Below are 12,154 nucleotides of genomic sequence, written 5' to 3' on the forward strand. Positions count from 1 at the left end.
CTCTACCAGTCGGGGTGTTCCAGCGAGTGCCGTAGCCGTCCGTACAACTCGGCCTGGCCGCTGTCCAGGGGGGACTCCCGCCTGCGGTCGTGGCCGCCGCGGGCCCGGCGCAGGATCAGCGAGCCGATCATCTCGGCTTCGCGTTCCTCGGCCGCCGCGTAGTTGCTGCGGCCGAGGCTGCGCTGGACCAGTGCCGGGTCGAGGTCGGGCAGGAGCAGGCGTGAGGCTGCCGGATCCAGGACCTCGGTGGCCCGGTGCCCGGCGATCAGGTGACCCAACTCGTGACTGATGATCAGCAACTGGTGCAGGGGTGAGGTGTCCTGCTCGAAGAAGATGGCGTCGAACTCGCCGGTGGGGACGCACATCCCGCACACCGTGTGCGCCGGAAGTTTGATCGGCAGGAGGTGGATGGGTCGGCCACGCCGTTCGCCGAGCACGTCGCAGAGCTTCCGGATTTCGAAAGGCTCCGGTATCTCCAGCTCGGCGACGATTCTCTCGCAGTGTTTGCGCAGTCGGTGCAAACTCACGTCAGCGATCCCCTGCTCGTCAGCGTACTGCCACTGAAGGATTTGCACGGCTAGGCGAGATCGTCCGGCGTGGCACTGGTGTCGCCCAGGCTGGCACCTGTGGCCACGGCCCGCAGTCGGGCCACCATCTGTTCGATGAGCTGTGTATCTGTTGCCGAGAGCCCATTGTCGGCGAGGACCTGGCGTAGCGCCACCTGTTTGATGTCCATTCGGCGCAGCTCGCTGAGCAGGGTGAGTTGTTCCTGTATGCGACGTGCGGCCACGTCGTCGACGAAGTAGCCGCTGTTCACCCCGAACACGGTGGCCAGGGCGCGTACGTGTGAGGTGCGGGGATCGCTGGCCACGCCGCGCCGCAACTCTCCGATGTAGGCGGCGCTGATGGTGACTCCGGTTTCGCCCGCCGTGGCGTTGATCTTGTCGGCGATCTCTTTGTTGGTGTACTTACGGCCGGGCTCGTGGGAGTCGCCTAGTTCGTCCGGAGTGGGGCGGATCTTGTCGAAGAGATACTCCAGTCGGGCGGCGAGGGTGTCGAGAGGCGGTAGTTCCTGCTCAACGTGTTGATCGTCGGCCATCACTCTCAACCCTTCAACGACTAAACGTCAGTGTCGCAGATGCGCGCCTTAGTAAACAGGCGTTGACACCCGCACGCAAAGTCAGCGTATGCTCGCACCTGTTTGGAGCAACGCCTGTTGAGCGCTTACGAAGAACGGCTCAACATGCGTTGTGTGGTCGGTGTTTTGCCTGGTCCGGCCACCCGAACGAGCGGAGCCGTCGGTGAGAGGGATCAGCTCTGTGAGGAGCGAAACGGGGGATGCCTCTCGCGGACGCTCGCTGGCGCACTCGGTCGTCGGCAGGGGCACCGCGATCGGCGGCCCTGCCCGACCACCGCTGCAAACGGGGGCTGGACCGCTCGGTGGGCCGTTGCCTGCCAGCGGTCCAGCGACGGCGGCCCAGGGTGGCCTGAGGAGGTAGCACGGTGATCGTCACCGCGCGTGCGATGGCGTTGATCGGCAGCGACGGGTCGCGGGTGGTCGGGGCATGACCACGCCAATGGAGGCGGCCACCGGTGTGCGCGCCGTCGTCGCCGCTGGTGGCAGCAGTTGCCCTCCGCTGGCCGCGCCGAACGCCGTCGCCCCGGGCGACCCGCGCCGCCGGTGGCGGCCGGCGTCGGCCTGGCTGGCGCTGGCGCTGCTCTCCACCGTCGGCCTGATCGCGGTCTCGGTGCTGCCCAGGGGCGACACCACCGATGAGTACCTGGCGGTGAGCACCAGGGTCGAGGCCGGCTCCCTCATCGACCGGTCGCATCTCACCACAGTGCGGATCACCACCGACCCGGCACTCACACCGATCCGGGCCAGCGCCGCCGACGACGTCGTCGGCAGGTACGCCTCGGTCACGCTGGTGCCGGGCACCCTGCTGACCCGCGCACAGCTGACCGACGTGCCGGTGCCGGACGACGGCCGGCGGCTCGTGGGTCTCAACCTGCCCACCGAGCGGCTGCCCACCGAGCGGGTCGCACCCGGTGCCGAGGTGCGGCTGGTGGTGACCGTCGACGACGCCGTGGTGTCCCACCACCACTGGGTCTCCCGCCACCGGCAGCCGCCGACGCCGACGAGCATCGAGGCCACCGTGGTGGACATGCGCGTCGGCGACACCGCCGGCACCACGCTGCTCAACGTCGCCGTCGCCGAGTGCGACCGGCCACTGGTCGTCTCCGGTGCCGCCGCCGGTCGGATCGCCGTCGCGTTGGCCGCCCGCAAGTGACGGGCGACGTCGCACCCGCCGTCGCGGGCCGGGTCACGGGACCGGTTTGTACGCGATGACCAGCTCCCAGGTGCCTGGCAGCACCGCCACGTTCTCGAAGCCGGTCTCCGCGAGCAGTTTGGTGTAGAAGTCGGCCTCCCGTAGTCGGCTGACGCTGCTGTCGACGCCGATCAGGAAGTAGCTCCAGAAGAACTGCATGGCCAGCCGATCCGGGGTGCGGAACTCCTCGCAGACGAGGATCAGCCCGCCCGGCTCCAACGCCGCGTACGCCTGCCGAACCAGGTCGCGCGCCACCGGGTTCGGCCAGTCGTGCAGGACCCGGACGAAGGAGAGCGCATCGTAGCCGCGCGGCAGGGCCTCGGTGAAGAAGTCACCGCCGACGAAGCCGAGCCGATCCGCGTGGCCGCTGCTGTCCCGGGTGGCCGCCACCAGCGGTGCCACCGCCGGCAGGTTGTACACGTCGGCGCGCAGGCCCGGCGCGGAGTCGAGGATGTGGGCGGCGAGCGTGCCGTCCCCGCCGCCGACGTCGAGCAGCCGGTGCCGGTCCGACCAGAGTCGACTGGCGTGGCGGCGCACCGTGTCGATCGCCGGCCCCAGCCCGAGGGCCATGCTGCGCTCGAACTCGGCGGTCTGGGCGGCCGTCTTCGGCGGCCAGGCGAACCCGTCCTCGATGCTGACCTCGCCGCGCAGACTCTCGGCCAGCCGCCCGTGCAGCTGCCGCCACGGGTAGCGGTCCCGGTCCCGCTCGGTGGCGCCCGGCCCGACCACCGCGTGGACCGCGTCGCGGAGCCCCAGCACGGCGCGGTAGCTGGTGGTGCCGATGTCGTCGCCGGGCTCGTCACGGACCAGGAAGCCGAGGCTCTCGATGCAGTCGAGGAACTTGTACAGCCGTAGCGGAAGCACCCCGAACTGCGCCGCCAACGCGTCGAGGCGGACCGGTCCGGGCTCCAGCGCGTCGAGCAGCCCCAGGTCGAGCGCCGTGGCCAGGACGTCCATGGCCTTGGGCCCGTTGACGAGCAGGCTCAGCAACGCCCGTGGTGAGAGGGTGACGGTCACCGGTGCAGCTCCTTCTCCAGCGCATCCATGAACAGGTCGATCTCGTCGAGGGTGTTGTAGACGTGCGGGCCGACCCGCAGGTAGCCGCGCCAGCTACAGATCACGTCACGGGCGGCCAGCCGCCGCTTGACGGCCTCGCCGTCGGGCACGTCCAGACACACCACCCCGCCCCGCTGGGCCGGGGAGGTGGGGCTGACCGCGACGATGCCGGCGGCCTCGGCCCGGTCCAACACCCGTTGGGTCAGCGCCAGCGAGTGCCGGCGGATGGCGTCGACGCCGACGCCGAGCAGCAGGTCGATGCCGACCTGTGAGACCAGGGAGGTCAGCGGGTAGGGCGTGCCACCGGCGAAACGTCGGACACCGGGAGCCCAGCCGTACGACGGTCGGAAGGTCAGCGCCCGGTCGCCGGCCTGCCAGCCGGTGGCCGCCGGGGTCAACGACGGCAGCAGGGCCGGGCGGACGTAGAGCAACCCGGTGCCGACCCCGCACAGCCACTTGTGGGAACCGCCGATGACCACGTCGACGCCGAGCGCGGTGACGTCCAGCGGCACCACCCCGACGGTCTGGAAGGCGTCCACCACCACCAGCGCGCCGACCTGGTGGGCGTGGGCCACCAGGCGGGACAGGTCGACGGTGGCGCCGGAGGTGAAGCTGGCGTGCGGCACGCACACCAGCAGCGTCCGCTCGTCGATCCTGGCCTCCAGCGCGTCCTGGTCGAGGTGGGGACCGCCGGTGCCGACCACGTCGACCTCGGCCCCATATCGGCCGTACGCGCGGAAGATGAACGGCACCGTCGGATAGTCGAGATCCGTGATGACCACCCGGTTGCGCGGCGGACGGTAGTCGAAGCAGGACGCCACCCGGGCCAGGAAGGTGCTCAGGTTCGCGTCGGTGAGCACGCTGCCCGGTGGCGCGCCGAGGAGCGCGGCCACCGAGTCCGCGTACCGGTCGAGACCGGTGTGCCAGTCCTGCCATAACTCGTCGCGCCAACCGCGCAGCGTCTCCCAGTAGTCGTGCAGTACGCGCTCGGCGCCCCTCGGCACCGCCCCGGTGGAGTTGCTGTTCAGGTACACACAGGTCTGCAACAGGGGAAACTCGGCGCGCAGGGCGGCGTGCGTGTCGGCGTCGAGGCATCGGGGGCTCTGCTCGGGCTGGCTCACGCGTGGCTCCTCTCATCCCGCTCGGCCGTGGGGAGGTCGGCGGTCATGGCGTGAAGACCGGTGTGGCGCTGACCGCGGCGAGATACGGCGTGCCCTCGGTGTAGCCGGTGCCGGAGCGCATACCGAGCATCCGGGTCGCCAGGCGCAGATGGGTACGCCGCCACTGCATCAGGGCGCCGGCGAAGGCGGCCATGCGTCGCGCCACGAGGACGCCCTCGGCCCCGCTGAGGCGGCCGTCGGCGACCGCCGAGCGGTACGTCTGCTCGATCGTCGGCTGGCCGTCGCGTACCCGGGCCTGGATCTCCGGCACCGACTGGTAGGCCACCGACTCCAGCCGATCCGCCTCCGGCCTGCGACACAACGACTCGATCAGCTTGTAGGAGCGGGACTGGATCGCGCTGGCCCCCTCGGTGTACTGCCGGAACGTCCGGAACGACTGCGGCTGCATGGTGGCCAGGAGGGAGAACAGCGGGCCTGCGGCGCGCAGCAGGTCGCACGCGTACCCGAGCCGGTCGGCGGCGGTGCCCGGTGCGGCCCCGGCCAGCGCGGCGACGGCCGCCCGAAGTTCGTCGGCGATCGCGGCGAAGAGGCACTCGTAGCTCTGGAGCACCCGGATGAACAGATACTCGTCGTGTGTCACGTGGACCGGCAGCATGGTCAGCCGCAGCGACGGGTCGCCGGGGAAGACCAGGTCACGGGCGACAGCGTGCACGTCGGCGGCGGTGCTGGCCGGGGTGCCCGTCCCGACCGCCTGGGCCAGGCCGAGGCGGGTCAGTGGGGCGGTGACGGCTCGGACACCGAGTCGGCACCGTTTGGCCACCACCGCCGAGCCGGGCCGCTCCTGCGGAAGGAAGTCGGTGGTACGCGCGGCGGCGGCCAACTCGAAGGCCAGCGCGTCGGCGACCAGGCGGACGAGGAGACGATCCCGGGACTGCCGTCCGGCCATTGCCGCTGGCGTCGGATCGTCTGATCCGCAGGGCAGTCGGAGCAGCCGCAGGGCAAGGTAGCTGCAATAGTCGTAACGACCGTCCCATTTGTCGAGTGCGACGTCCAGGAAGGCGGTCAACTGACGGGTCGCGGCGTCGCCGTCGTCCGCCGCCCGGCTGGTCACTGCCCGCCGGGCACTGTCGAGCATGGCGAGAAAGCCCTTTCCGACAAAGTGTTTGCCGGTCCGGTGGAATTCTTCCAGTACCACCGAGTAGGGAAAGCTGCGCGGTTCAGCCGGGCCGGACAGCCAGTGAATCAGCGGACGCACACGCCACCCCTCGAAATCGACGAGACGAACCTCACCGAAGGTCGCCGGATATGCCGTCGACCACAGATCCTTGACGCCCCTCGGGCAGGGGCCTATTCGTCGGTGGTGGGAGGCAGTCGCGCCTGCCACAACTCGGGAAAGAATCGGTGACCGGCGAGTTTCGCCAGCATGTTCGCGTGACTGCCAGGGCTGCCGGCCGGTGGATGGCCGCCGGTGCGCAACGCCACCTGGTAGTGGCGAACCCGCCACACCGACACCCGTTCGTCCCACTCCACCATCGCCTCGGCGAGACGGTGCAGCGGGTCCGACGGGTCCGGTGGGCACAGGCTCAGCGGGACACCCCGGGCGGCCAGTTGTTTGTCGAACGCGCGGCCGAGCTGCCGGCTGGCCTCCTGGACATCGCGCCAACCTGGTGACTCGGCACCGGAGCCGTTGCCCAGCACCGGCTGCATCGACTGGAAGTCCACCGGAGACAGATACCGCAACATCTCCAGCTGGTCGGTGATCAGGCGGAGCGCGAGCGTCGCCCGCGCCAGCAGCGCCTCGGCGACGCACAGCTGGTCCGCGCTCACCTGGGCGGTCGCCTCCACCAGCTCCGCCGTGGCCAGTTTCAACCACAACTCGGTGGACTGATGCACCACCTGGAAAAGCAGCTCATCGCGATGCACTACCTCGTCCGCGGATCGTTGCAGACTGAGCAAGGCATCCGTGCGCATGTAACGCGCATAGTCCGTAGCACCCTGGCCTGGCAGGACGGGCGAATGGTCGTGCTTCACGGAATATGCCCTCCGGTCGCGCTGACGCCTGAATCAGCAATTCGCTGCCGGTCATCATCCAACGATGGACAGCAATGCGCTACCCCTCCCTCACGGTAAGTCTCGAAACCCCGAGCGGCTTTCCCGGTTTCGGGACAGATTCCGTATATATCGGCAGGGCGCGCGATCGAGGACCCCGGCTAACCCGAGAGTCCGGCCGGTGACGGGCGCACGGTGTTCGTACGGCGGCGTGTCGCGCGGCCACACTGGCAGAACACGGGAGCGCGCGAGCGGCGGCGAGATGGGTACGGTGCTCAGGTGCCCGACGAGCGGCGTCCACAGTCGTCCGGCGAGGGCGGCCCGGTGGCGACGGGTTGACGAGAGGGGAGGCGCGGGTGACGCAGCGGAGAGCACTGGTGGTCCGGGGCGGCTGGGAGGGACACCGGCCGGTCGAGGCGACGGAGTTGTTCATCCCCTTCCTCAAGGCCAACGGCTATGCCGTACGGGTCGAGGAGTCGACGGAGATCTACGCCGACGCCGCCGAGATGGTCGGCACGGACCTCGTCGTGCAGTGCGTGACGATGTCGGAGATCACCGCCGAGCAGGTGGCCGGGCTGCACGCGGCGGTTGCCGCCGGAACCGGCTTCACCGGCTGGCACGGCGGGATCGTGGACTCCTTCCGCGCGTCAGCCGAGTACCTGCACCTGGTGGGCGGTCAGTTCGCGACCCACCCGGGGGTGGAGCCGTGCGCGCGGCGCGGTGGCGCGGAGGACAACTTCCTGCCCCACTCGGTGCGCCTCACCGACCTCGGCCGACAGCATCCGATCACCGCCGGGATCGACGACTTCGACCTGGTCACCGAGCAGTACTGGGTGCTGCACGACGACCTGATCGACGTGCTGGCCGTCACCACCCATCCCACGCAGCCGTGGCACCCCTGGCATCGGCCGGTCACCTCACCGGCGATCTGGACCCGCCTCTGGGGTGCGGGTCGGGTGGTCGTGACGACCCCGGGCCACAGCCTCGACGTGCTGGAGCACCCGGCTGTGCGTACCGTCATCGAGAGGGGGATGGTGTGGGCGACCCGCACCGCATCGGCATCGTAGGTCTCGGGGTCATCTCGAAGGCGTACCTGGACACGCTCGTCGGTCATCCGGCGGTGCGGATCACCGCTCTGGCCGACCTCGACGCGTCCCGCTCGGATGCGGTCGCGGCCGCCACGCCCGGCGCCGAGGCGATGAGCGTCGAGCGGCTGCTCGCCCACCCGGACGTGCAGACGGTGCTCAACCTCACGATCCCCGCGGCGCACGCCGACATCGCGCTCGCCGCGATCGAGGCGGGCAAGAACGTCTATGGCGAGAAGCCACTCGCCGTGACGCTCGCGGAGGCCAGGTCGATCATCGAACGGGCCGCGTCGGCGGGCGTGAGCGTGGGATGCGCGCCGGACACCGTCCTCGGCACGGGTACGCAGACAGCCCGCGCGGCGATCGACGGCGGCCTCATCGGACGTCCCCTGTCCGCGTCGGCCGTCATGGTGACACCGGGGCACGAGCGCTGGCATCCCAACCCCGACTTCTACTACCAGCCGGGCGGCGGCCCGCTGCTCGACATGGGTCCGTACTACATCTCAGCGCTCGTCCACCTGCTCGGGCCGGTCCGCGCGGTCAGCGGAGCCGTGAGTCGGCTACGCGACGAGCGGGTCATCAGCTCGGGGCCGCGCTCGGGCCAGCGGATCCCGGTACGGGTGGACACCCATGTGACCGGGGTGCTCGAGCACGCCAACGGGGCCCTGTCGACCATCACCACGACCTTCGACGGCGTCGCGACGACGGCCGCGCCGATCGAGGTCCACGGGGAGACCGGCACGCTCGCCGTGCCCGACCCGAACCACTTCGACGGCGAGGTCCGCCACTTCGCGCTCGGTGACACCGAGTGGCGTGTCGTCGCGCCGTGCTCGGGTTACTCCGGGGCCTGTCGGGGCATCGGTCTGATCGACCTGGTCCGCGCCGACGGTCAGCGGACCCCACGGGCCGGCGGCGACGTCGCGCTGCACGTGCTCGACACGATGACCACCCTGCTGCGGGCGGCGGCCGAAGGTCGCCGGCTCGAACTCACCACGGTGGTGGAACGGCCCACGCCCGTTCCGTTGACCCCGGCGGAGGACTGGAAGACCTACCGGAGGTGAAACGGTCGCGCCCACCGGCGCGCCCGGCGGTGAGTGTCCCGCAGGATGCCGGAAGGCCGAAACGCGATAGGCGGGGCGCGCGGTGACCACGATGGTCACCGCGCGCCCGTCGGAGAACTAGCCGTTCACTCCTTCACGCCCATACCGGCGACCGGCGGCGTGCGCAGGAGCGCGCCGATGGGCAGCACGGTGGTGACCAGCGCGAGCAGCGTGGCACCGCCGATGATCGAGACCCAGCCGAGCAGCGGGACGTAGGGCACCCATTGCCCGGTCAGGGTCCGGACCACCGCGACCAACGTGACAGCGGCGATGACGCCACCGATGAGCAGTGACGTGCCGAGCAGGCCGACCTGTTCGGCGTGCACCATCCGCTTGACCTGCCGGGTGGTGACCCCGACCAGGCGCAGCAGCGCCAGCTCGCGGCCCCGGGCCAGCGCCGCCATGATCATCGTGTTGGCGGCGGCCAGCGCGGCGTAGCCGACCATCACCGCGATGAGGAGCTTGTTCAACCAGGCGCTGAGCGCCAGGTCCTTCGCCAACTCGGCGTCGATGAGCGCGGTGTCGACCAGGCCGCTGCCCGGGTACCGCTCGACCAGGCCGGCGAGGGCCGCCGTGCCGCCCGGCTCGGTGCGGATCAGGACCTGCTCGTCGAGATCGGTGCCGATGTGACCGTCGACCGTCTCCCGGTTGAGGGTCACCTCCTCGAAGGCGAGCCCACGGTCGTAGATGGCGACCAGCCGCAGCGTCACCGGCGAGCCGTCACCCAGCCACATCTCGACCGGGTCCCCGAGCTTGACCCCGTGCGATCCGGCTTGCAGGCGCGACAACGCCACCGTCGCGCCACGCAGGTCGGCCAGACTGCCCTCGGTGACCCGCAGGTCGAGGGTCTGGTCGGCTCCGTCCGGGTCGATCACCTGGGCGGCGACGGGCTCGATGTCGCCCAGGAGCGGCAGGAACACCGACGTACGCCGGATCCCGGTGGCGGCGACGACGCCGGGCACCTCGCGGGCGTCCGCCGCGGCGGACGCCGGCAGCCCGACCGCCGACACCAGCGCGTGCTGGGCGAGCATCCCGTCGCGGGTCTGGGCGACGGCCTCCCGTTGCAGGTTGTCCTGAAGGAACCAGATCGAGCCGCCCAGGCCGACCGACAGCACCAGGGCGGTCAACACGGTCGCCATACCCTGCGCGTTCGCCCGCAGGTTGGCCACCGCCAGGTACCCACTGTTGCCCCAGACGGTTCGCAGCACCGGGCCGAGCACCCGCGCGGCGTACCGGTTGATCCACGGCGCGAGCAGAGCGGCGGCGAGCACGAAGACGAACAGCATGCCGGTGGCCGCGCCGAGGGCGGCCTGACCGCGCAGGGCCGTGGTGGACGAGATCAGGGCGACCCCGACGCCGATCGCGATCAGACCGGAGACGAACCGGATCCGGCCGCTGCGCGCCGGCTCCACGGCGATCTCGCCGAGCGCCTCGGTCGGGCGGATCCGCGCCGTACGGCGGGCCGCCAGCAGCGCCGCCGCCACCGCCACCAGTACCGTCGCCAGGCTGACCGTCACTGCGGCGAGCACACCGCCGACGAGCGGAAAGCCGTCGGGGATGAAGTCCCGGGTCACGAGCTGTCCGTACACCCAGCGGGTCACCCACAAACCGGCCGGGATGCCGAGCACCACCGAGACGAGGCTCAACAGCGCGACCTCGGCGACGACCATCCGCCGTACCTGTCCCGGAGTCGCCGCGATGGCACGCAACAGGGCCAGGTCACGGCGGCGGTGACGGACCGCGAGGCCGACCGTTCCGGCGACGGCGAACATGACGATCATCACGACGTACCCGCCGAACGCGCCACTGACCTGGATCAGCAGGTCAGCCGCCGCGAGTCCGGCGGACTGTTCGAGTTTCCCGCGTTCGGCGCCGGTGTAGACCTCCGCGTCGACCTCGGCAGCCAGCCGGCTGACCTCGCCCACCACGGCGGCGGTGTCCGCGCCGGGCACCAGGACGATCCCGACCAGTCCGGCCCGATCCGGGTCGGGGCTCAACGACGCGGCGTGGTCGTCGGTGAGGAAGAGCGCGAGGGGACCGTCACCGGCGTCCGTGCCCGCCACCGTGCCGCTGACCCGGTACTCGCGGAAGGTGCCGCCGGCCAGCACCGGGACCTGGTCGCCGGGCCGCAGCGGGGTGCCGACCGCCGTGGCGAGCCGCTCGTCGACGGCGATCTCGTCGGCGGTGGTCGGCTGGGTGCCGTCGACGATCCGGTACGGGGTGAGCGCGGCACTGCTCCACCCGTGCGCGACCGCGTCCCGCCCGGCGTCCGGCACCACCGCCTGGATGGAGCGGTCGACGGCGGCGACCGCCACCTCGGGTAGCCGCCGGAGACGTTCGGCGAGGGCGACCGGCACGGTCCCGGCGGGTAGTTGCGCCGTGGCGGTGGTGGCCTGACCGAACTCGGTGGTCCCCACGGTCATGTCGCGATTCGCGACCAGGATGTCGGCGGCGGCGTAGCGCTGGGGCTCGGGCGCGAACCGGAGCCCGGACTCGACCAGCACGCCCATCGACGTGAGGATCGTGACGCCGCAGGTGAGGGCGACGAGGGTGGCGACCGCGCTCCCGATCCGGTGGCGCAGCATACGGACGGCGAGGCTCAGCATCGGCTCAGCTCTCCACCGTGGCGAACGGGCGGCGACCGAGCCACGCCAGCTGTTCGGCGATCTGCTCGGCGCCCGGCTGCGGCATGTCCCGCACGATGCGGCCGTCGGCGAGGACCATCACCCGGTCGGCGTACGAGGCCGCCACCGGATCATGGGTCACCATGATCACCGTCTGCTGCTTCTCGTCGACCACCGATCGCAGCAGGGCCAGCACCTCCGCGGCGGTCTGCGTGTCCAACGCGCCCGTCGGTTCGTCACAGAAGATCACCTCGGGGCGCGTCGCCAGTGCCCGCGCGATCGCCACCCGCTGCTGCTGCCCACCGGACAACTCCGCCGGACGGTGGTGCAGCCGCTCGCCGAGTCCGACCCGTTCGACCACCTCACGCAACCAGGCGGCGTCGGGGCGTATCCCGGCCAGCCGCAGCGGCAGCTGGATGTTCTCCTCGACGGTCAACGCCGCGATCAGGTTGAACGCCTGGAAGACGAAGCCGACCCGGGTGCGCCGGAGCTTGGTCAGCCGGGTCTCCGACAGCCGAGACAGCTCCTGGTCACCGATCCACACCTGCCCGGACGAGGGACGGTCCAGTCCGGCCGCGGTCTGCAGCAGGGTGCTCTTGCCGGAGCCGGACGGCCCCATCACCGCGGTGAAGGTGCCCCGCTGGAACTCCACGTCCACACCGGCGAGCGCGGTGACCGCCTGCGGCCCGGAACCATACGTACGAGCGAGTTGCACCACACGTACCGCCGTGCCGGCAGTAGGCCCTATCTGGACGGACATCCCGACCAACCTTCCGTGTCGTCAGGGGA

General features: G+C 70.8%; 11 protein-coding genes. 3 read left to right on the top strand and 8 right to left on the bottom strand.

Translation table 11 applies throughout. The features are described from left to right. Window positions 1-2: 2 nt before the first annotated feature. Window positions 3-527 carry an ImmA/IrrE family metallo-endopeptidase gene (locus FF096_RS16120; protein WP_309223384.1) on the bottom strand — a complete coding sequence of 175 codons (525 nt, stop codon included), beginning with the start codon at window positions 525-527 and terminating at the stop codon, window positions 3-5. Between the two features lie 50 nt (window positions 528-577). Continuing rightward, window positions 578-1,099 carry a hypothetical protein gene (locus tag FF096_RS16125; RefSeq protein WP_155218924.1) on the bottom strand — a complete coding sequence of 174 codons (522 nt, stop codon included), beginning with the start codon at window positions 1,097-1,099 and terminating at the stop codon, window positions 578-580. Between the two features lie 466 nt (window positions 1,100-1,565). Between FF096_RS16125 and FF096_RS16130 the strand changes: the two genes are divergently transcribed. Next, complete coding sequence (locus FF096_RS16130) at window positions 1,566-2,291, top strand: SAF domain-containing protein (RefSeq protein ID WP_155218926.1); 726 nt, start codon at window positions 1,566-1,568, stop codon at window positions 2,289-2,291. Window positions 2,292-2,324: 33 nt separating this feature from the next. Here FF096_RS16130 and FF096_RS16135 read toward each other — a convergent pair whose 3' ends face one another. From FF096_RS16135 to FF096_RS16150, 4 genes are all read right to left on the bottom strand, one after another. Next, a complete protein-coding gene (locus tag FF096_RS16135) occupies window positions 2,325-3,347 on the bottom strand; it encodes a methyltransferase (RefSeq protein WP_309223385.1) in 1,023 nt (340 codons plus the stop codon). Beyond that, entirely contained in the window at window positions 3,344-4,507 is a 1,164-nt protein-coding gene (locus FF096_RS16140; protein WP_309223386.1) for an aminotransferase class V-fold PLP-dependent enzyme, read from the bottom strand. Before FF096_RS16140 ends, FF096_RS16135 begins: the two co-directional genes overlap by 4 nt. A gap of 43 nt (window positions 4,508-4,550) precedes the next feature. Then, complete coding sequence (locus tag FF096_RS16145; protein ID WP_309223387.1) at window positions 4,551-5,762, bottom strand: tryptophan 2,3-dioxygenase family protein; 1,212 nt, start codon at window positions 5,760-5,762, stop codon at window positions 4,551-4,553. Between the two features lie 92 nt (window positions 5,763-5,854). Then, a complete protein-coding gene (locus tag FF096_RS16150) occupies window positions 5,855-6,538 on the bottom strand; it encodes a tryptophan 2,3-dioxygenase family protein (protein ID WP_309223388.1) in 684 nt (227 codons plus the stop codon). 374 nt (window positions 6,539-6,912) lie between these two features. Here FF096_RS16150 and FF096_RS16155 point away from each other — a divergent pair, with 374 nt between their 5' ends. Both FF096_RS16155 and FF096_RS16160 read left to right on the top strand, forming a co-directional pair. Further along, the gene (locus FF096_RS16155; protein ID WP_309223389.1) at window positions 6,913-7,623 is read left to right on the top strand and encodes a ThuA domain-containing protein; all 711 of its coding nucleotides are present in this window, start codon (window positions 6,913-6,915) and stop codon (window positions 7,621-7,623) included. Next, the gene (locus tag FF096_RS16160) at window positions 7,593-8,702 is read left to right on the top strand and encodes a Gfo/Idh/MocA family oxidoreductase (RefSeq protein ID WP_309223390.1); all 1,110 of its coding nucleotides are present in this window, start codon (window positions 7,593-7,595) and stop codon (window positions 8,700-8,702) included. The genes FF096_RS16155 and FF096_RS16160 overlap by 31 nt, the downstream gene beginning before the upstream one ends. Before the next feature lie 125 nt (window positions 8,703-8,827). Here FF096_RS16160 and FF096_RS16165 read toward each other — a convergent pair whose 3' ends face one another. Together FF096_RS16165 and FF096_RS16170 are read right to left on the bottom strand one after the other, a co-directional pair. After that, window positions 8,828-11,347, bottom strand: coding sequence for an FtsX-like permease family protein (locus FF096_RS16165; RefSeq protein WP_155218930.1), 2,520 nt, complete (start codon window positions 11,345-11,347; stop codon window positions 8,828-8,830). A 4-nt stretch (window positions 11,348-11,351) separates the two neighbouring features. Beyond that, window positions 11,352-12,125, bottom strand: a complete 774-nt coding sequence (locus FF096_RS16170) for an ABC transporter ATP-binding protein (RefSeq protein ID WP_155218932.1) — start codon at window positions 12,123-12,125, stop codon at window positions 11,352-11,354. Between the last annotated feature and the right edge of the window lie 29 nt (window positions 12,126-12,154).

Origin of the sequence: Micromonospora sp. CP22, assembly GCF_009712475.1 — a bacterium.
Lineage (GTDB): Bacteria > Actinomycetota > Actinomycetes > Mycobacteriales > Micromonosporaceae > Micromonospora.